18 protein-coding genes are annotated in these 20,921 nt (G+C 59.2%); 9 read left to right on the top strand and 9 right to left on the bottom strand.

The genetic code is table 11. The features are described 5' to 3' along the window. The 3 genes from ACN0SW_RS16800 to ACN0SW_RS16810 all read right to left on the bottom strand — a co-directional run. A partial coding sequence (locus tag ACN0SW_RS16800) for an LptA/OstA family protein (protein ID WP_417729085.1) occupies positions 1-284 on the bottom strand: 284 nt, incomplete at its 3' end. After that, positions 281-895 (bottom strand): LPS export ABC transporter periplasmic protein LptC, encoded by a 615-nt coding sequence (lptC, locus tag ACN0SW_RS16805; protein ID WP_417729086.1) that lies wholly within the window; start codon positions 893-895, stop codon positions 281-283. The genes lptC and ACN0SW_RS16800, both read right to left, overlap by 4 nt. A gap of 3 nt (positions 896-898) precedes the next feature. Beyond that, entirely contained in the window at positions 899-1,510 is a 612-nt protein-coding gene (locus tag ACN0SW_RS16810; protein ID WP_417729087.1) for a ribonuclease D, read from the bottom strand. A 209-nt stretch (positions 1,511-1,719) separates the two neighbouring features. Between ACN0SW_RS16810 and ACN0SW_RS16815 the strand changes: the two genes are divergently transcribed. From ACN0SW_RS16815 to mdoH, 7 genes are all read left to right on the top strand, one after another. Beyond that, entirely contained in the window at positions 1,720-3,348 is a 1,629-nt protein-coding gene (locus tag ACN0SW_RS16815) for a thiamine pyrophosphate-binding protein (protein WP_417729088.1), read from the top strand. A 10-nt stretch (positions 3,349-3,358) separates the two neighbouring features. Then, positions 3,359-4,534: a CaiB/BaiF CoA transferase family protein gene (locus ACN0SW_RS16820; protein ID WP_417729089.1), complete on the top strand. Its 1,176-nt coding sequence runs from the start codon at positions 3,359-3,361 to the stop codon at positions 4,532-4,534. Positions 4,535-4,611: 77 nt separating this feature from the next. Continuing rightward, positions 4,612-5,082 carry a DUF302 domain-containing protein gene (locus ACN0SW_RS16825; RefSeq protein WP_417729090.1) on the top strand — a complete coding sequence of 157 codons (471 nt, stop codon included), beginning with the start codon at positions 4,612-4,614 and terminating at the stop codon, positions 5,080-5,082. 205 nt (positions 5,083-5,287) lie between these two features. Beyond that, entirely contained in the window at positions 5,288-6,664 is a 1,377-nt protein-coding gene (locus ACN0SW_RS16830) for a tetratricopeptide repeat protein (RefSeq protein ID WP_417729091.1), read from the top strand. Between the two features lie 36 nt (positions 6,665-6,700). Next, positions 6,701-7,933 carry an OpgC family protein gene (locus ACN0SW_RS16835; protein WP_417729092.1) on the top strand — a complete coding sequence of 411 codons (1,233 nt, stop codon included), beginning with the start codon at positions 6,701-6,703 and terminating at the stop codon, positions 7,931-7,933. Next, positions 7,930-9,435, top strand: coding sequence for a glucan biosynthesis protein (locus tag ACN0SW_RS16840; protein ID WP_417729093.1), 1,506 nt, complete (start codon positions 7,930-7,932; stop codon positions 9,433-9,435). The genes ACN0SW_RS16835 and ACN0SW_RS16840 overlap by 4 nt, the downstream gene beginning before the upstream one ends. Continuing rightward, positions 9,411-11,300 carry a glucans biosynthesis glucosyltransferase MdoH gene (gene mdoH / locus ACN0SW_RS16845; protein WP_417729094.1) on the top strand — a complete coding sequence of 630 codons (1,890 nt, stop codon included), beginning with the start codon at positions 9,411-9,413 and terminating at the stop codon, positions 11,298-11,300. Before ACN0SW_RS16840 ends, mdoH begins: the two co-directional genes overlap by 25 nt. Positions 11,301-11,303: 3 nt before the next feature. Here the strand turns inward: mdoH and ACN0SW_RS16850 are convergent, their stop codons facing one another. The 6 genes from ACN0SW_RS16850 to ACN0SW_RS16875 form a co-directional block, all read right to left on the bottom strand. After that, entirely contained in the window at positions 11,304-12,146 is an 843-nt protein-coding gene (locus ACN0SW_RS16850; protein WP_417729095.1) for an alpha/beta hydrolase family esterase, read from the bottom strand. 93 nt (positions 12,147-12,239) lie between these two features. Continuing rightward, a complete protein-coding gene (locus tag ACN0SW_RS16855; RefSeq protein ID WP_417729096.1) occupies positions 12,240-13,667 on the bottom strand; it encodes a nodulation protein NodH in 1,428 nt (475 codons plus the stop codon). 6 nt (positions 13,668-13,673) lie between these two features. Continuing rightward, positions 13,674-15,374 carry a beta-1,6-N-acetylglucosaminyltransferase gene (locus ACN0SW_RS16860; protein WP_417729097.1) on the bottom strand — a complete coding sequence of 567 codons (1,701 nt, stop codon included), beginning with the start codon at positions 15,372-15,374 and terminating at the stop codon, positions 13,674-13,676. Positions 15,375-15,399: 25 nt separating this feature from the next. Next, a complete protein-coding gene (locus ACN0SW_RS16865; RefSeq protein ID WP_417729098.1) occupies positions 15,400-16,386 on the bottom strand; it encodes a glycosyltransferase family 2 protein in 987 nt (328 codons plus the stop codon). Positions 16,387-16,561: 175 nt separating this feature from the next. Beyond that, a complete protein-coding gene (locus ACN0SW_RS16870) occupies positions 16,562-17,113 on the bottom strand; it encodes an ActR/PrrA/RegA family redox response regulator transcription factor (RefSeq protein ID WP_417729099.1) in 552 nt (183 codons plus the stop codon). A 75-nt stretch (positions 17,114-17,188) separates the two neighbouring features. Next, entirely contained in the window at positions 17,189-17,818 is a 630-nt protein-coding gene (locus tag ACN0SW_RS16875) for an SCO family protein (RefSeq protein ID WP_417729100.1), read from the bottom strand. Between the two features lie 89 nt (positions 17,819-17,907). On the opposite strand from ACN0SW_RS16875, the gene regB reads away from it, so the two are divergent. Both regB and ACN0SW_RS16885 read left to right on the top strand, forming a co-directional pair. Then, complete coding sequence (gene regB, locus ACN0SW_RS16880) at positions 17,908-19,296, top strand: sensor histidine kinase RegB (RefSeq protein ID WP_417729101.1); 1,389 nt, start codon at positions 17,908-17,910, stop codon at positions 19,294-19,296. An 84-nt stretch (positions 19,297-19,380) separates the two neighbouring features. Then, entirely contained in the window at positions 19,381-20,886 is a 1,506-nt protein-coding gene (locus ACN0SW_RS16885; protein WP_417729102.1) for a PAS-domain containing protein, read from the top strand. The last annotated feature ends 35 nt before the right edge of the window (positions 20,887-20,921 follow it).

Here is a 20,921-nt window from a genome sequence, read left to right on the forward strand (position 1 = left end):
GCCGCCAGGCTCTCGATTCCGCTCTGCTCCGCTAGATCCCCCCCCAGCACGCGAGGCGCGCCCAACCGCATCCCTCCCTGTCCGATCACGACATTGCCGGTAAAGGTGGCTGTATTGTCCGCCTGATTGACGCTGAGATTGTCAGCCGTCACTTCGACGGGCAGGTCGCGGTCCTTTTGGGTGTTGCCAAAGGCGACTTGCGACCCTTGTCCCAATGCGACAACAGGCGACAAGATCAGCGCGAACGCCACAATCATTCCGGAAATTTTTGACACTGGTCTCATTCCCCCGTTTCCCCCGGGCGGTATATCAGCTTGACACCGTCGGTGAAAAGCAATTCCGGCGTAGCGCTCTCGGAGTTGTTACGCAATAGCATTCGCCCTGCTGTTACCTCTCCCAATGGACCCGTGGCCGCCACCTGTCCCGGAGTTTCGGCATAGATCTCGTCCAGCCGGGTATTCAGCCGTTCCGTGTCGATCACAAAGCCGTTCGAGGTGGCGATATGCACGCGCCCCATCAGGCTTGCGGTCATGTTTCCCTGTTGCATTTCGGCATTGGCCGACGTGATGTCGATCACTGTGCCTGAGCTTAACCGCAGTTGTGCTGTGATATCATCCGCAATCAGATGCTCAGGTGTTTCACGGTCAGGGCGCGCCATGACTGCGGCAAAGTGGATTTCATCGCCCTCTTTCGTGACCCCCGCAAAGCGCGGATTGGTGGCTCCCAGATCCTGTGCGCGTTGTTCAAGATCAATCTGGGCGCTGGGTACGGATTGGGTGGGATCCACCGTGCGCGAAAACAAAAACAGCGTCGAAAGCAGCCCAAGCGCCGTCAACGGCAGGATGATCTTCATCCATGCTATGATCCGCGAATAGGTGTTTTGCGCGCGTGCCATTCCTCAATGGGCAAAAATATCGATCTCGGGCCAGCCGGCCAGATCAAGCAGGGCACGCTGCGGCAGGAAATCGAAACAGGCCTGAGCCAGATCCATCCGACCCTCACGGAGCAGTCGCGCGTTTAGTTCTTTTCGCAAGCGGTGCAGATAGAGCACATCGGAAGCGGCATAATCGAGTTGCGCCACACTCAGGGTTTCAGAGCCCCAATCCGAGCTTTGCTGCTGCTTTGAGATATCGACGTTCAACAACTCTTGTAGCAAGTATTTCAGCCCGTGCCGGTCGGTATAGGTGCGAATGAGCTTGCTGGCGATCTTGGTGCAATAAACCGGTGCCGCCAGCGCGCCAAAGGCATTGTGCATCGCGGCAATGTCAAATCGGCCAAAGTGAAAGAGCTTGAGCACTTGCGGATCGGTCAGCAGCCGCGCCAGATTGGGTGCGCTGCTTTGTCCCTTGGCCACTTGCACTATATGCGCATGCCCATCCCCACCTGAAAGCTGCACCACACAGAGCCGGTCGCGATGTGGCTGAAGACCCATGGTTTCACAGTCAATCGCCACGACGGGCCCAAGATCAAGCCCATCGGGCAGATCGTTCTGATAGAGATGGTTAGCCATTGGAAATCCTTTTGCCCGCTGCGAATTGGGGCTGTGAAACTAGGCGAATTGCCTCGTGATTAGGCGCTTTTGCCTATTCTCTCAACCCGGATTTAGGGTTGCGACGAGGGGAAAACCAGCCCTGACGCTGCATTCGCTCCGCGAAGCGGCTTGCGGTTGCTCCGGCCCTCGGCCACAAAGTGCCGCAAGATAACAGAGGAGCATACCCCGTGACCGATAGCCAAACCACTCTGAACCGTGCCTCCGACTATCTTGCACGTCGGCTATATGAGGCGGGGTGCCGTCATGCCTTTGGCATGCCGGGCGGTGAGGTTCTCACCGTGATGGATGCTCTGGCACGGGCCGGAATAGAAGTTACATTGGCTCGGCACGAGAACGCGGCAGCTTTTATGGCAGAGGGCGTCTGGCACCGCACCGGCGCGCCGGGCATTCTGATTGCGACGCTCGGGCCGGGGGTGCTGAACGGCGTCAATGCTATCGCCAACGCCCATCAGGACCGCGTGCCACTGATCGTGATTTCCGGCTGTGTCGATGCCGATGAGGCGCTGACCTATACCCACCAGATCCTTGATCACGAAGCGGTGTTGGCGCCAATTACCAAGGCCACGTTCCGTTTGACTGCTGCCGGGGCTGATATCATTGCTGACAAGGCGATTGGTATCGCGCTTGAGGGGCGGCCCGGCCCTGTGCATATCGACGTGCCGATCTCGGTGGCAGACATGCGCGTGACTCCGCCACGCCTGCGCCGTCGCCCTGCGGCTGAGGCAATGACACCTGCGCCCGCCGTTCTGGCGCGTGCGCGCGATTGGCTCGGCCATGCCGAACGGCCGCTGATGATCGTCGGCCTTGATGCGGTGAATGAGGTGGCCAGCGCCACAATCCTTGAAGTCGCCGAGCGCCTGAACATCCCCGTCATCACCACCTATAAGGCCAAAGGGATCATCCCTGAAACTCATCCGCTCTGCCTCGGTGGAGCGGGCTTGTCGCCGCTGGCCGATGGTATCCTCGTGCCGTTGGTGCAGCAGTCTGACCTGATCCTCTGCGTAGGATACGACCCTATCGAAATGCGCCCCGGCTGGCGCGAGATCTGGGACCCGGCAGAGGTCAAGGTGATCGACATCGCGGCTGTGCCCAATGACCAATACATGCATCAGGCTACGATGAATATCGTGGGTGCCTGCGCGCCCTCGCTTGCTGCCATTGCTGAGGGCATCACGCCACGCACTACTTGGCCCGCAGGTCAGGTGGCAAAGACGCGCAAAGAGCTTGAGCATGCCTTTCCCATCAACGACGACTGGGGCGCAGCGGGGGTAATCGCCGAGGCGCGCAGCATTCTGCCCAAAGACACCATTGCCACGGTGGACAGTGGTGCGCATCGTATCCTTTTGTCCCAGATGTGGACCAGCTACATCCCGCGCGCCTTGCTGCAATCTACGGCGCTTTGCACCATGGGCTGCGCGGTGCCGCTGGCCATGGGCGCGAAGCTGGCCACGCCTGAGGCCACCGTCGTCAGTTTCTCGGGCGATGCCGGATTTCTCATGGTTGCCGGAGAGTTGTCCACCGTGGCAGAGCTTAAACTGCCAGTGATTTTCGTGGTCTTTGTTGATGCCTGCCTGTCGCTGATTGAGAAAAAACAGCGCGAGCGGCAGATGGTCAATCTTGCAGTGGATTTCGGTCAACACGACTTTGCCGCCATTGGCCGCGCCTTTGGCGGGCATGGCGTGCGCGTTACAAACCGTACAGAATTACGCACAGCCCTTGAGGTCGCGCAGAAGGCCGACACCTTTACCGTCATCGCCGCCGAGATTGATCGCGGCTCTTACGACAACCGTATCTGAGGAGGTGCCCATGCCCGGTCCATTGGAGGGTCTCGTCGTCCTTGACCTCAGCCGTATTCTGGCTGGTCCCACTTGCACGCAGCTGTTGGGCGATCTTGGCGCAGAGGTGATCAAGATAGAAAGCCTTGAGGGCGACGATACCCGCCAATGGGGTCCGCCCTTCGCGTTGGATGCCGATGGCAATCCAACGGATCTCTCGGCCTATTTCATGTCCTCCAACCGCAACAAGAAATCTGTGGCGGTGGATTTGACCGACCCAGAGGTGCAAAGCCTGCTGCGTGCCTTGGCTGCCCGTGCCGATGTGGTGATCGAGAATTTCAAGCCGGGCGGTCTGTGTAAATACGGGCTGGATCACGAAACAATCTGCGCCGCCTATCCGGGTCTTGTGTATTGCTCGATTTCCGGTTTTGGCCAGACTGGCCCCAATCGCGATAAACCGGGCTATGATCTCATGGCCCAAGGCTATGGCGGTATCATGTCGATCACCGGCGAGGCCGGAGGTGAGCCGATGAAAGTGGGCGTGGGTGTGGCCGATGTGGTCTGCGGCCTCTATGCTGCGACCGGCATTTTGGCGGCGCTGCGCCACCGCGATGCTACCGGCGAGGGTCAGCATGTCGAAATCGCTCTGGTCGATGCGACGATGGCGTGGCTGGTCAATCAGGGTTTGAATTATCTGACCTCTGGGGTGTCGCCCACCCGCGCTGGCAATGCCCATCCCAATATTGTGCCTTATCAGGTGTTCGAGACCGCCGATGGTCATGTGATCGTGGCCGTGGGCAATGACAGCCAATATGCCCGCTTCTGCGATTATCTGGGGCAACCCGATTGGGCCACAGATGCGCGTTTTGCCGTTAATACCGCGCGGCTTGCGCATCGCGACATCCTCGTGCCGATGATTGCCGAGGCGCTGGCCAACCGGACTACCGCGCATGTCATCAATGGGCTTGAGGCGCGCAAAGTGCCCGTTGGTCCGGTGAATACCATAGGTCAGGCTTTAGAGACCGATCAGGCACAGGCACGGGGCATGACCATTACGATGCCCGCGCCGCACACCGCCAAGGGTGAGGTTCGGCTCATTGGCAATCCGCTGAAGTTCTCGCGCACACCAGTCAGTTATCGCACGACGCCACCAACGACCGGGGCGGACACTGAGGCGGTACTGGCGACGCTCAGGCGCGAGCTGTAACCTCGCCTCGCGGCCACGTGATTTGCTGCGACTCGGGCGATGCCTTACCCCTCCGGTCACAACCGGAGGATTGTTTCATGCAACGATTCCTGACATTTCTGAGCGTTTTCCTGTTCTGGTCCGCCGCCGCTTCTGCGCTGGAGCCGCGCGAAGGCTGGGTGATTCACGACACTGGCAAGAGCTTTGGCGCGCTGGTTGAGGCGGTGCGCGCGGCGGTCGAGGCTGCTCCAATCGCCATTGTGACACAGGCCAGCGCATCGGACGGCGCGCGTGCGCAGGGGCACACAATAGCGGGCAATCGGGTTTTCGGGCTTTATCGTAACGATTACGCCCGTCGCATGCTAAGCGCGAGCATCGCCGCAGGCATCGAGGCCCCTATCCGGCTCTATGTGACAGAGAATGCCGATGGAACCGCCAGCCTCAGCTACAAGACGCCCACGGCCGTCTTTGATCCCTATTTTGATGAGGGCGGCGATGATCTGCGCGCGCTGGCGGCAGAACTGGACAGTGTGTTTGAAACTGTTGCGCAAACCGCAATTGCCGAGTGAATATTAGGCGGATAGGCGAAATCCCGCAGAGTCCTGAGCAAAATTGCGCCTATTTTATAGCATATTAGGCGGTAGCATCTGCAACACACCTGTCACATTCGTTAACGTGGGGATAACGACTTGGTGAGTTGAGCGGCAGATGTGTTGCCGGTGTCATACTTAGCGGGCTAGCTGTGATACGAAGCTGTCAAAAGGATTTCAGGTCATGCGTTTTGATCAATTTGGGTATGAGCTGACCATATCCTCACCCGCTGCCACCGAGTCTTGGGACAAGATGGTATTGGCCTTTCTCGCCCATGCTGCGAAAACACCCGAGTATCTGGGGGCCGTGCTAACCCAAGAGCCCGATTTCGCCATGGCGCACGCAGCCAAAGGGTTGTTTTTCCTGATGCTGGGGCGGCGAGAATTGAATGAGGCCGCACAAGAGGGCTATCGCACCGCACAGGCGGCCGTTCTGCGCAGCTCCCCGACAGCGCGCGAGGTGGGCTATGTCCGCGCGTTGGGCGCTTGGCTCGACGGACGCCCGTCCGAGACCGTACGCGAAATGGAGGCAATCCTAACCCGCTGGCCCGAGGATGCGCTGGCGATGAAGATCAGCCACGCTACGCGCTTTATCATGGGCGACGGCAAGGGCATGCGCGCCTCGGTCGAGGCGCTGTTGCCCGCCTATGACGCCAAAAATCCGGCGCGCGGCTATCTCTTTGGCTGTCACGCCTTTTCCTTGGAAGAAACCGGTGATTATGCGCGCGCCGAAACCGCCGGACGACTGGGTCTCAGCCTCTCGCCTGATGATGCTTGGGGGTTGCATGCTGTGGCGCATGTATTTGACATGACCGCCAATGCGCGCGCCGGGCTCAACTGGCTGGAAGGGCGAGAACATGCTTGGGCGCATTGCAACAACTTTCGCTATCACGTCTGGTGGCACAAGGCGCTGATGCATCTCGACCAAGGTGAGATCGAGGCGGTGTTCGACCTCTACGATACCGAAGTGCGGCGGGATCAAACGGATGATTTTCGCGACATTTCCAACGGCACCTCGCTCTTGATGCGCTTGGAACTGGAAGGCGTTGATGTCGGCCACCGCTGGGATGAGCTGGCGGATATCTCGGAGCGTCGCACAGAGGATGCCTGCCTGCTTTTTGCCGATCTGCATTACCTGCTGGCGCTGATTGGTGGCAATCGTGATGCTGCCGTCAAACAGATGCTGGCGCGGATGCATCGTGATGCGAAAAAGGCCAATACGGGCGAGTTGATGGCACGCATGGCGAACCCCGGCCTATCGGCTGCAACGGGTCTTGAGGCCTTTGGTGAAGGCGATTACAAGACCGCGTTTCTTAACCTTGGACGAGCGAGACGTTCCATGCAAATGGCCGGGGGCAGCCATGCCCAACGCGATGTATTTGAGCGCCTCACAATTGATGCCGCCATTCGCGGCGGCTTTCTCGATGAGGCAGAGAACATCCTGCATGAACGCACCACGCAACGCGCAGGTCGGATTGATTCCTATGCAGCCACCCGAATGGAACTTATCGCAGGGTCGCGGCTTGATTGGGATGAAGCAGGCCGCCTGCCGGCGGAATAGGCGCGAACCAACTCACAAAGAGGAGCCGACACCGGTATGACGAGTGTTGCCGATCCGTCCATGACGCATCATCGCGCCGCTAATGCGGCCGCCAAACCTGTCGCAACTACCCGTGACATCCGGCTGGATTTCTTTCGCGGTCTGGCGATGTTCATCATTCTCGCTGCCCATACCCCACGCAATTTCTTCACCAGTTGGATTCCCGCGCGCTGGGGATTTTCCGACGCCACCGAAATCTTTGTGTTCTGCTCGGGTATGGCGTCTGCGATTGCCTTTGGTCGTACCTTTGACCGGGCGGGCTGGACGCTGGGCGCGAGCCGCGTGGGATACCGCGTCTGGCAGGTCTATTGGGCGCATATCTGTATGTTCTTTGTCATTGCCACTATGCTTGCGGCCATTGATATGATTGGCGGTTTTGACAAGAGCTATATCAACGGTCTCAATCTGCAAAAGTTCTTTGCCGACCCCGGACCGCAGCTATTGGGCCTGTTCACGCTGACCTATGTGCCCAACTATTTCGACATCCTGCCGATGTATATGGTGATCCTCGTTATGATGCCGGTCATTATGGCGCTGAGCCGCGTCGGTCTCTGGGCCGTAGCGGCGGCGATGGGCCTCACATGGCTGATGGCGCAGGAGGTCATTCTCGAATCAGTGGGCCTTGGCCATTTGCATCTGGCCTTTCCGGCAGAGCCATGGTCGGGCCGGGAATGGTTCTTTAACCCGTTCGGCTGGCAACTGATCTTTTTCACTGGCTTTGCCTTTATGCGCGGGTGGTTGCCCAAGCCGCCGGTAAACAAGCTGCTCTTGGGCGTCGCCGCAGCGCTGGTGATCGCCAATATCCCGCTTTCCAACATCGGCGTGCGCGAATTCGGCTTTGACTGGGCGCGCGATTGGCGCATCGCCAACAATAGCCTTTTCAACAAATCCGATTTTGGCATCCTGCGCTATGTACATTTTCTCGCGCTTGCATATCTGTGCTGGGCAGCGGCCGGAGAAGGTGGTAATCGCCTCCGCGTCGTTGGCAACGGCATCATCTCATATGTGTGGGGAGTTCTGCTCAAAATGATTCTGAAGGTCGGGCAGCAATCGCTGGCGGTCTTCGTCTTCTCCATGGTGTTTGCCCGCTTCTCGGGCTTTGTCATGGACCAGATCGGACGCAATACCTGGAACATCACGCTGGCGAATTTCGTAGGATTCGGAGCGTTGATCGTGGTGGCCTACACCGTAGCCTGGTTCAAATCTCATCCGTGGCGGGTCGCGAAATGATCCGCCGTGATGTTCTCAAATCTCTCGCAGCTCTCGCGTTCTGGCCCGGCATGGCCCGTGCTCAGGAGGATGCTGCTTTTTCCGAGGCGGCCTTGCACGAAATGGCCCGCCAGATCGCGGCCAGCCCCTATGCCGAACGCCCCTTCGTGCCCAAGGCTTGGCGCGATCTGACCTATGATCAGTATCGCGGCATTCGCTACAATACCGACAAGGCGATTTGGGTCGGGACCGACACGACGCTCGAATTCGACATGTTCCCGCCGGGCCTCTATTTCCCGCATGCGGTCGAGGTCAACATGGTCGAGAACGGCATGGCCCGCAAACTGCCGTTCGATTTTGCGCTCTATGACCTGCATGAAATCGTGCCGGACCTGCCGGTTGACGACGGCTTGGGCTATTCCGGTATCCGCCTGCGGGCAGAGATCGAAAAGCCGGGCTTTTTTCAGGAATACGCCGTCTTTCAGGGCGCCAGCTATTTCCGGGTGATTGCACAGAATTTGGCGTATGGCCTCTCGGCGCGTGGTCTGGCGCTCAACACCGCCTCACCCGATGGCGAGGAATTCCCCGACTTTACCCGCTTCTGGATCGAAAAGCCGGCGGCGGGCGAGACCGAGCATAGGGTGCATGCCCTGATGGAGAGCCCCTCGGTCACCGGTCTCTATCACTTTACGCTGCGCCCCAGTGGCGCCACCACTGAGGTCGATGTTCGTTGCACGCTCTGGCCGCGCACCGAATTGGTCAATGTCGGCATCGCGCCGCTGACCTCGATGTTCTATTTCGATGAAACCAATCGTGGCCGGTTCGATGATTTCCGCCCGGCCGTGCATGACAGCGATGGGCTGACCATTCACAATGGCAACGGCGAACTGATCTGGAGGCCCTTGGCCAACCCGACCTTTATCCAGATATCCAGCTTTGTCGACGAGAACCCAAAGGGGTTTGGCTTGGCGCAGCGAGAGCGCAAGTTCTCGGATTTCCACGATCTTGAGGCCCATTATCAGGACCGTCCGAGTCTCTGGATTACCCCTGGTGAGGATTGGGGGCAGGGGGCGGTGACGCTGGTCGAAATTCCTACGGACAAAGAAATCTACGATAATATCGTGGCCTATTGGAAACCCCGCACGCCGCTGGCCAAAGGCTCTGAGCACGCGTTTTCCTACCGCATGACCTGGACCGACCAGATTGAGCCAACCAAGCCGGTGACTCAGGTGCTCAATACCCGTCTGGGCAAGGGCTTTGCCCAGAATGACCACAAACTGGTGGTCATCGACTTTGCCCCGCATCCTGCTTTGCCCGAGGATTACGAGGATCTCGTGATTTATGTGAAGGTCAATAATTTCGAAACTTCAGTGCCTCAAATCCAGCGCAATCCGGAAACGAATGGTCCCCGGCTTGTGTTCTCGTTCGACCCTGCTGATGTGACGGCGGCTGAAATGCGCGCACAGCTCTATCATCAAGGACAGGCTGTGTCCGAAGTATGGCTCTACCGATGGACAGCCTGACACCCTTTCCCGGCTCGGGGTTGATGCCCGCGCAGGCACCTCTGGCCCATCCGGTCCAGAGCCTGCGTCAGCGCTTTCGCGATCCCAACGCGCCGGTGTGGCAAGCGTCCCGCGTTTACCATCGGCGGCGTTTGGTGGTCTTTCTGCCCGCCATCCTGACGACCGGTACTCTGGCTTGGGCCTTTGGCGATTGGTTGTCTAGCAATGGCATCTGGTGGTTGGAATGGGTGCTGCTGGCGTTTGTGGTCGCTACCTTCTTCTGGATTGCGCTGGCCATGGGGATGGCCACGCTTGGGCTTGCGAGCCATTTCAAACGCACGCGCAGGCAGATCACCCCAAAACCGCTGCGCGTCGCACTCCTTGTGCCGATCTATAACGAAGATACCGCCGAGGTTTTTGGCAATGCCAGTGCCATGATGAGCGCCCTGCGCGTGGCGCGTAGCGCACATCGGTTCGAGTTGTTCATCCTGTCTGATACGCAGGACCCCGACATCGCCATGGCCGAACAGCGCGCCTATGCCACGCTGCGCGCCGCGATGCCGCCAGATGCGCCGATTTGGTATCGCCGCCGCGTGCAGAACACTGAACGCAAAGTCGGCAATATCGCGCAATGGCTGGAAAACTGGGGCGGTGCCTATGAGGCAATGCTGGTGCTTGACGCCGACAGCCTGATGAGTTCCGAGGCGGTGATTGCCCTCTCAGACGAGATGTCGCTTGATCCCACGGCAGGCCTCATTCAGTCGGCGCCGCTGGTGATCGGGTCTGACACGCTCTTTGGCCGAATGCAGCAATTCTCGGCTTCGGTCTATGGCACGCTGCTCTCTGAGGGACTGGCAGGCTGGACTGGGTCTGAGGGAAACTATTGGGGACACAATGCCATCCTGCGCACCCGCGCCTTTGCCGATTGTGCCGGGCTGCCGCGCATGCCGTCGCTACGCGGCAAGGGTGGGCTGATCCTCAGCCATGATTTTGTTGAGGCCGGGCTCTTGCGCCGCGCGGGTTGGGCGGTGCGCTTTATCCCCTCGATTCCCGGCAGCTATGAGGAACCACCAGCAACGCTGATCGACTATGCGTTGCGTGATCGGCGCTGGTGCCACGGCAACCTGCAACACCTTAGCCTGCTGGCCACGCGCGGGCTGCATCCTGTCTCGCGGTTTCATCTGTTTCATGGTGCGATGAGTTATCTCTTGTCGCCCGCTTGGTTCGGTCTCTTGGTGATCTGGGCGATCTTGGGAAATGGGCAGGACAGCGTGATCACCTATTTCTCGATGGAAAACCCGCTCTATCCGGTCTGGCCTGAAATGAGCGGAGTCAGTTCGGTTCTCATTTTGCTCTTCATGTATGGGATGCTGCTTGCGCCCAAGATGCTGGGCGCGCTGGCACTGGGGCTGACGGATCAGCGCATGAGCCGTTTTGGCGGCGGGCCGCGGTTTTTCGTGTCGTTGCTGGTCGAAGTGATTTTGTCGATCCTGTTTTCTCCGATCATGATGGTGCAACAGGTGGTTGCCGTGTTGCGGACCGTGATCGGTATAAAGCCGACATGGTCACCACAGGCGCGCAAAGGCGGGGATTACAGCCCCCGCACGGTGCTCAAGTTTCATGCTTTGGAGACTGTCAGTGGCGCGCTCTTGGCGCTCGGAATGCTGACCGGTGTTGTCTCGCTCTGGCTTTTGCCAATTGCGATCAGTCTGGTCTGTGCGGTGCCGCTGTCGATGCTGTCGGGTGTCCGGCTGGATCAGAGACGCGGCCTGACCGCTGTCATGGCAACGCCCGAAATGATGGACACGCCGACGATCCTGCAACTGGCCCGTCATCACCGGATGATGTTCCGTCTGCCCGAGAACCCGCCTATCGCCGCCGAGTAGCGGCTATTGGGTGGGTCCTTGCAGCATCTCGAACCAGTCGAGGGCCATCGTGCTCCAGCCCTTCGGCACGCCATGTCCCCCGTCGAACAGCGCGAATTCCAATGCTGATCCGGGGGTGCAGCGGGTCCAGATGCGGCGCAGGAAACCACTCATCGTCTTGAACTGGTCGGCGCGGTAATTGTCACAACCGTTTGCCGCCCGCCACAGGCCCATAGCGTGAAACACGTCGCCCTGCGCAAAATCACGCCCTGCGACGTGCCGGATCACCCGCCCCTCAAGCGGCACCACCTCATCGCGCCAGCCATGCGTATGCAACAGCCGCACCGGTCCGGCGCAGATCTCGGGATGTGGCCGCCAAAAGCTGCCTGAGACCGGCGCATAAGCGCTGAAGGCACCGGGCGTGGCACAGGCGATATAGCTGGTCAGCGACCCGCCGATGGAAAACCCTGCCAGCAGGCTGCGCGTGGGATCAATACTGAACCGTGTGGCGGCGTCCTGCATGACCTCTTGCAGAAACAGCGCCTCATCCCTCTGCCCCGGAAAATCCGGGTGAAAATTCCAGCTTGGCCGAGTGCGCCCCGGACGGATCAACCCATTGGGTGCGATATAGGCATAGCCGCGCGCGGTGGCATCACGGGCTGTGTTGCTCTCAACCATTGGCCCACCGCGCCCGCCGTGGCCATGTAGAAAGACCATCACCGGATGCGGCCCCGGCCCCTCGGGCAGGACGATGTGATAGCTGCCATGCGCTGTCTCGCAAGCGGTAACGGGGTCGCCGCATTGGGGCGCGGCCCAGAGAGGCGCGGCAAAGCCAAGGCAGAGGGCACAAGCAAAGACAAGGCGCATCGGGGGCTCCGGTCGGGTAGGGCTAGCACAACACTCCCACATTCAAACACAGCTGCACAGGTCAGATGTGTCACCCTTGCGTGAGCGTCCCGGTCAAGCCCAATCGCCAAAGCCAAAGGTCATGTAATCGCGCAAATAGGCCTCGCGTGTCAGGGCCTCAATCTCGGTGTCGTAAATTTCTGCCAGTGGGAATGGTCCGGATTCGACGGCAGCGGGTGGCGTGGGGGGCTTGGAATAGCCCACTTGCCGCGCGAGCGCTGCCAGATAGCCCGGCATTTCCGTCTCGCGCACGACCATGTCAGGCAGCGCGAATTCCGCGAACCCCTCTAGCACCGAGGCTTGCGTTGCCCAATGCGCATCGACCCGAATTCCGGTTTGTCCGGCCAGATTGGCCTTGAGAAACCGCAGAAACGCGGCAAATGCCTGTCGGTGCGCGTCGCGATCATAGCTCTCATCCAGTTCCCCTTGGGGAATCGGCAGCTTGTAGAAATTGCGCAGGGTGCGGCGGATATCGCGATAGCATCCCGGCCCCTTGATCAGGATCTTGTCGCAAAATGCGGCATGCGCCCGTGCAACGGGATGGCGTAGCACGGTAAAGCGCCGGTGTCCCGGTTTGCGCCGCATCCACTGCCGCAGCGCCTTTTGATTGAGCTTGGTGGGCAGCGTGTCCACCGGCACCGTGTCGAGCGCGGCAAGCCAGTGGCACACCTCTGCCTCAGGGCCAGAGCGCACCGGCAAATAGAGCAACGGTGCCCGCGCCCCGCTCACAAAACCGGGCACCGCCGCCCCGCGCCGTGGCTCGAAATTTGGCGTGCGGGTCAGATTGAACGGATCAAGCCCCGCCAGCGCCCGCTCCATCTCTGGAAAGTTCTCGACCTTGCTCTCCAGAGGTTCTGGGTTTTGCTTTTTCAGGGACGTGTCCAGCGCCGCAAGCCGCGCGTCGCAGCCCAGATACCGTGCCAGCCCGTTCATCACTGCGAGGTTTTGTAGATCCTCATAGGCCACATAAAACGCAGTCTGACCCGCTGTTTGCAATCTGTTGAGCAGCAAGACCTGAAACGCCTGCAACCGTCCGACATGCGGCTCAAACTCGGCCGGATCAAAGGACACCTTGCTGTCGCGGCGACGCTTGACGTTGGTCAGCTTCCATTGCCCCGTGGCCTGCGCGATCTTCCACGAGACATAGCTTTCGACCGGGTTGCGCGTCAGGATGATCTTGGCACAGCGCGGATCATCCAGCATCAGATTCAAAATGCGCGGATCGTGATCGTGGAAATAGCGAAATCCACCAATCCCCTGCGACTGCCCCTTGATCGCCCCGATCAGGCGTTCTGGCACCTCGTCACGTTCGGTCTGCGTCAGCCCGAGCAGGTCGGTCTTGTTGGGATAGCCGATGAAATGCGGATTGAACGCCTCGCCATGGCATTCGATCCCGTCAAAGGCATTCAGGTTGGTTTCCAGAAAGTTGGACCCTGTGCGCATTTCTGCGAACACCACGAAGTAATCAAAACTGGCTGTCATTCGGCCTTATCGCACAAGATAGGGTTTGCGGGGATTGGGCTGTTGCTCGTTCAGACTCTGTTCGACCGGGAAATCGCCCATCACATAGGGGTGCATGCCTTGGTTCTTGAGGTTTTGCAGAAATTGGCCAAACCCGGTCAAATCTGCCATGCGCGGCACCTCGGACAAACCGCGCAAATTTTGCTGGCCGATCTCGTCGATGATGGTCTGCAAGGGCTCCATCGGGGCCTCAATGAATTCGGCCATGGTCCAGATCCGCACCCGCGCCTTGATCCATTGCGAGCGCAGCACCTCTAGATGCTTGCTCTCGATCCTTTGCAACTGTGCCGCCTCGCGCCGGATGTCCGAAAAATTGGCGTTGGATTTAAAGAGCGGCACCGCCCACGCGCCCGAGATCACCGAAACCTGTGCATTTGGGTCGCGGGCGATATCCCATTCGATATCCTCAAGAACGTCGCGCGGCCCCATCTGAAAACACTGTCGCTCACCGCGCGTGTTCCAGATCATGCTGGCGAGAAAGGCGCGCGGGTTGTAATCGCGCAACGCGGCGCTGTCGCTCAGAGCGCCGTTCATCACCGTTTGCCCCTCCGAGAATTCGGCGCGCTCGGGGGCAAAGAGATGCCCATGCACCCGCATGCCTGTCATCCGCGCCAACCATGGCTGGAAATTCTCAAAGAGGTCGCTGAACCCTTCGAACACCGAATAGGGCGCACAGGTCAGGCCATTTTCACGGCCCTCCACCGGAAACCGGCTCTGCATATAAAGGCCAGGTCGGCCGCGCGTGCGCCGCTCGACCGCCTTGGCGAAAATCCGGTCGATTTTGCCCGGATTTGGCTCTGTCCGCTTCATGGCCCCGGCCTGATCGGTTAGAAACGCCTCATAGAGGCGATCGGCAAAGGGCCAGATCTTGCGTGCCACGAAACAGTCGGAGCGCCGCAAGAGTTGCAGGTGATCGTCGTAGAAAATATGCGGCTTTCCCTGATAATCGAATTTCGACAGCGTCAGCGACCGGCTTTCGATCTGGCGGGAATATTGCCGCGCGAGGGTTTGGAAATAGCTCTCGTCGGGGATCCATACCTTGGAAAAATAGCTATCATTGATGCGGCGATCCGGGTCTTCTAGAATGGCCGAGAGGGTCTGGCGGGTAAGGCACCACCACTGGCTGCCCATATGGGGCACAAGCCCGTCAGGAATACGCCGTTTGAACCGTACAAGCCGCTGCAACGCGACGTATTTGTCGAAAAAATAGCGGTGCTTGCGCCAAGAGAATGGAAACCTGAGGGTAAACCGCTCTTGATCCAGCCCGCCGATGGTCCATGGCACGTCTGCGGTAGTGGCGCTCTCGATGAAATCGGTATGGGGCCGCTTGCCGAGATAATCGAGCAACTCCTGAACAGGTCGCAACGGCAGGCATGACCCAGAGGCAAGAAAGACGTGCCGCACAGCCTTGAAATCGCGCAGCATGATCTCCGCTGCACCTTGCGTTGCCGCGACAAGACCCCAAGTGCCCCATTCACAGCGGTGCCGTGGGGCAAAGCGCACATCGGCAATGTCCGAGAGTGCCTGAACGAAGGCGTTGTAGGTTTTGCGCGGAACTGCCTTGTCAACATGGATGACCAGAGGACAGCCCGAGGCAGACCAATGGCGGGCCACCTGTTCGGCGCGACCAAAGGCCGTGTGAACCAGCATGATAATGCCGACGCTCATCTTGTCCCTGTTCCTGCTCTCGTACTCATGCCCAATTTCCTTTGGACATTAGGCCAAGAATCTCTAATTGCCGCCAGTTTATATATTTTTCCGACCATTTGCACCAAAGTTCAGGATTGTCCTTCACCAACTCCGCATAGGCCTTGTATTCGACACTGCCCGCGTAATGCTGGCGGCGGGTCAACTCCTCTGCGGCCTTAATGGTAAACGTATCCAGAAACTTGGCATGAAGCAGAATGCCGCTGGCCTTTTCCCCGCCCCATTCGTCATAGGTCAGGTTCAGACCGCGTGGCAACACCATGTGGGTCGAGCTTTCATAGGCGTAGCGCCGATCCCATTTGACCAGCGGCGTCTTGTTCAGCGCCGGAGCTTTCTTGGGGGCGTCGGGGAAAAAGACACGCGCCCGCGGCCCGCCCTGAATCCAGAGATTGCCGTAAAACTTGTTCTTTTCGATGATATAATTACCGGGGTCGAACCAAGCAGCGATTTCCATCGGGTTTTGGCCCGGCTGATAGGGTACGGCATCAATCCGCCCCTTGGGATACATATCAAGCAGCATCGCACCAAAGGATTTGACCTGAGAGGTATCCAGCCAATCGGTCAGGGCGCGAATGGGTCGGGTATCGCAGAACGGATAAATAAAGAACTCGTCCGGGTCGACCACCAGCGTCCAATGGCCATGCCCATACTTAGCCTGTAGCCAGTTAAGCCAGTCCACGCCAAACCGCGCCTGCTTGTAGCTTGACTTGGTGGTCCATAGCGACACATCCTCTTGCGAAGCTAGGAATTCGGCGCCACCATCGGTGCTGTCATTGTCGACGATCAAAAAGTGGGAAATGCCCAACTCGCGGTAATAACGCAGAAAATAGGGCAGACGAACATGCTCGTCGCGCATCGTCGAGAAGAGCAGGACATCGCCCGGCTTGATCCGGTCGGTACGGTTAACGGCCGGGGTCAGCGAGAAATGCTTGCGGAACGCGCGCAGTTTCGCACGTTTGCGCCACAACCGCATCCGATATGACTGCCATGCCCCCAACGATTTTACCCTGCTGTCTGTTCTACATTACGCAACAATATTCCATAACGTTTAATACGGGTCTTTTCGAAACAATCTTAGCTAAAAGTAATGTCTGTTCTCGTAAAAATGATCACAACACAAACAGAGGGAGAATTTTATACTTGCGGGCCTACTTTGGCGATCTCTTGGCCAGAATACGCTGCAAGGTTCGGCGATGCATGTTGAGACGGCGGGCGGTCTCGCTCACGTTGCGATCACACAGCTCATAGACTCGCTGGATATGTTCCCATCGTACCCGGTCGGCGCTCATCGGGTTCTCGGGTGGCGGCGGCAATTCTGCGCCATTGGCCAAGAGGGCATTGGTGATGTCAGTGGCATCCGCAGGCTTGGACAGATAATCTGTCGCCCCGATCTTGACCGCCGCCACTGCGGTGGCAATTGCCCCATAGCCTGTCAGCACAACGATCCGGCTATCGGGTCGCTGTTCGCGGATCACCTCGACGACGTCAAGCCCGTTGCCATCCTCTAGCCGCAAATCACAGACCGCATAGGCGGGCGGTCGGGCGGTGGCAATCGCACGCCCGGCGGCAACCGATCCTGCCATCTCGACCTCGAAACCGCGCTTTTCCATGGCCTTGGCTAGGCGTTTCAGAAACGCCTCGTCATCATCAACAAGCAGAAGCGACCTGTCTTCACCGATATCCTGCATGTCGTCGGCCATGCTGCTCCTCCTGTTGCGAAACGCTGTGGTAGGTTCTAGCCCGCTGCAAGACCTGCGTCAAACAAACGCAATATTCTAGCTTGCGTCAATAAAACATTGAACGCGATCAGCCATTTGCTCTGGCGTCACATCGCGGCGAAAGAACTCGACAAAGCCATGTTCAGGCAGCGACAGATAGGTCATCGTGGAATGATCCACCAGATAGAGATCCTCTTCGCCCTCGACCGGTTTATGCGCCTGATAGAACGTGCGATAGGCCTTGGAGGCGGCGCGCACCTGGTCTTCGCTCCCCGTCAGGCCCAGCATGCGCGGATGCAGATAGTCGGTAAATTCGGCCATCACTTCGGGGGTATCCCGCTTTGGGTCGATCGAGATGAAAACCGGCTTGACCATATTGCCCCGGCTCTCCAACAGATCAACGGCCTCAGCATTCCGCGCATTGTCCAGCGGGCAGACATCAGGACAAAAAGTGTAGCCGAAATAGATCAGCGACGGCTGATCAATCACTTGCTTGTCCGTCACGGTCTCGCCGGTCTCGCTGACAAGGGTAAAGTCCCCGCCAATCTGAGATGCCCCGCCGGCCACATTCGAGGCGCGGCATTGCGCGAACTGATCATCGCTGCCCCGTCCCATGGTCACATAGTAGGTGATCCCCAAGCCGACGAGGACAACGACAGCGGCAACAATGGCCATCAAGCGGGTCATGGGATATCCTTGCGTTCGAACCGGCACAGTGCAACTTTGCCCCTATGTAACATCCCCTCCCTCGCATGCAATGGGACGCAGACGCACATATGGCTGATCCCTCACCTGATATCTTCAAATCCCGCGAACGCGGCAACTGGATCCGGTTGCGTACGCTGGTCCTGTTGCGTTGGTGGGCCATCATTGGTCAGGCAAGCGCGCTGATCATCGCCGAGCGGGTCTATCGCCTCGATCTGGAAATCGGCCTCTGCTTTCTTGTGATTGGCGTCTCCATCACCAGCAATCTGGTCGCCGCCTTCGTCTTTGCCGAGAACAAACGCCTGTCGGAACAGGATACCTTTCTGGTCGTGCTCTTTGACATGCTGCAACTCGGTCTCTTGCTCTATCTGACCGGAGGGCTGCACAATCCGTTTTCAATTCTGATCGTCGGGCCGGTCACGGTGTCGGCTTCGGCGCTGTCGGGGCGCTCGACCGCCTTTCTTGGGGCGATGGCGATTATGATCGTCACGCTCTTGATGCAATTCTACCTGCCGCTGCGGCTTCAGGATGGGTTTGTCTTGGCGATTCCGGACGTCTTTCGCTTTGGTAACTGGGTGGCCATCGTGATCGCGGTCCTCTTCCTTGGAGTTTACTCGCGCTGGATCGTGCAGGAAATGCACGCCATGTCCGACGCCCTGCAAGCCACGCAAATGGCCTTGGCACGCGAACAGAAACTGACCGATCTGGGCGGCGTGGTGGCCGCCGCCGCGCATGAGCTTGGCACGCCGCTGGCGACGATCAAACTGGCCAGCGCAGAGCTGGCCGAGGAACTGGCGGATCAACCGGACCTGCGTGAGGATGCACTGCTGATTGTTCAGCAAACCGATCGTTGCCGCGATATCCTGCGCTCTATGGGGCGCATGGGCAAGGATGATCTCCATCTGCGCAGTGCGCCGCTGACCGCGCTGATTGAGGAGGCGGCGGAGCCGCATGTCGAGCGCGGCAAGCGGATTCATTTCGACCATGGCGGGGCGGATTTAACCACCCAGCCCATCGTTCTGCGCCGCCCCGAGGTCATTCACGGCCTGCGCAACCTGATCCAGAACGCCGTAGATTTCGCGCATGAGAATGTCTGGGTCGAGAGCGGCTGGACCGATGATGTCATCACCTTGCGCATCATGGATGACGGGCGCGGGTATCCGCCAGACATGCTGGGACGCATTGGCGATCCCTTCATCCGTCGCCGCGCGCCCGCCAGCGACCCACAGCGCCCCGAGTATGAGGGCATGGGGCTGGGCCTTTTTATTGCCAAGACCTTGCTCGAGCGTTCTGGCGCTGATCTGACCTTTGCCAACGGGTCTGAATCGTTTCGTACACAGGCCAGCTTTGCCGCGCGCACCGGTGCCTTGGTCGAGGTAACATGGTCCCGCGACGCGATTGAGGCACCGTCGGGCCTGCTCAACCCAGCCTTGGGATTGAATCAGCCCATTCGCGGCTGAACTGCTCCGGCGTTAATCGCCTCTTAACCACTCTGCCCCACTCTGCCCCAGAGATAGGGGCTGCGAGGTGTGCGGATGTCCGACATGACCGTTTTGGATATTGCCATTCTGGCAGCGCTGGCCTTGGCGCTCTCGGCGATTGTTCTTTGGCTGATCGGTCGGCCTGTATCGCCTGCGCGTGACGATACCCCACGGGACGGGGCGCGAGCTACGGCCTTTCTTTTTCGCAACGGCATGCTTGTGGATCACGATGCCGCCAGCCTGCACTTGCCAGACAGCACAGAGAACGAGAGTGATTGGTCGCGGTTTCGCCGCTGGATGGGGTTTCGCTTTGGCGATCTGCCGCTTGACCCAGAGCTGATGACCACCGGTGAAAGCCTTCGATTGCATGCAGATGACACCGCGACGCTCCTTCTCACCCGGCAGGAAAATACCCTGCGTGCGGTGCTTCGGGATGACACACCCGCCGACGCTGCCGCACTTCATGCCGAGGTTTATCGTTGCCATGATCTTCAGGTCCATTCCCTCGCCGCGCAGAATGCACCAATGCCGGTTTGGATCATGGATGCGGATGGCGCTATGATCTGGCACAACGACAGGGCCCGCGCGGTCCCCCCGAGGCATGCCGCGCGCTTGACCGCTCTCCCGGATCTCATGCCCGAGCCGGGACAGAGCCTCTGCCTGCGGCTGACCCTGACGGAAGAGGGTGGGGAGTCGGACCAGTGTTACGATTTGCATGTGACCCGCACCCGAAACGGTACCATCCATCACGCCAATGACATCACAGGCCTGATCCGGGCGGAAACGCTGCAACGTGATTTTGTCCAGACCCTGAGCAAGACCTTTGCCGATCTGACCACCGGGATGGTGGTGTTCGATCGGGCCAAGACACTGGCCGTCTTTAATCCGGCGCTGACCGACCTGACTGGCCTATCCCCGGAGTTCCTAAGTGCGCGCCCCAGCCTTTTCGGCTTTTTTGATGCTTTGCGCGACCGGATGGTGATGCCCGAACCCAAGAATTACGCCAGTTGGCGCAGCCAGATCACCGATATGGTCAAGAGCGCGGCCGGTGGGCTCTATCATGAGGTTTGGACGCTGCCCTCAGGCCAGACCTACCGCGTTACCGGCAGACCACATCCCGATGGTGCGGTGGCCTTTTTGTTTGAAGACATCTCGCTTGAGGTATCGGCCACCCGCCGCCATCGGCTTCAGATGGATCTGCGCCAGTCGGTCATCGACCGGCTGGACGAAGGTATCGCCGTGCTGGCGCAGGATGGCAGGCTCTTGTTCTGCAACATCGCCTTTGGCGGGATGCTGGGCATCGACCCGGACACCAGCTTTGCCGAGATGAGCCTGCATGACGTGCTCGCCGCCTGCGGCGCGCGCTATCCCGATCCAGACCTCTGGACCGAGATTGAGCACAGGATCGGCCAGAGGCGTCTGGTTGCAACCCTGTATGACCGCGCAGGTCAGTCGGGGCAGAAGGGAGCGGATGTGCGGGTGGTGCCACTCGGCCGGGGGCAATCCATGCTCTGCCTCAAGAGCCGGAACACCGCGCAACAGAGCACTATGGAGCTGCCCACGCGCTGATCCGGGTTGCGGGCCGACGTGGCGCGTGTAGTGTC

The sequence above is a fragment of the Roseovarius sp. genome (assembly GCF_048262375.1).
In the GTDB taxonomy this organism is placed as follows: domain Bacteria; phylum Pseudomonadota; class Alphaproteobacteria; order Rhodobacterales; family Rhodobacteraceae; genus Roseovarius.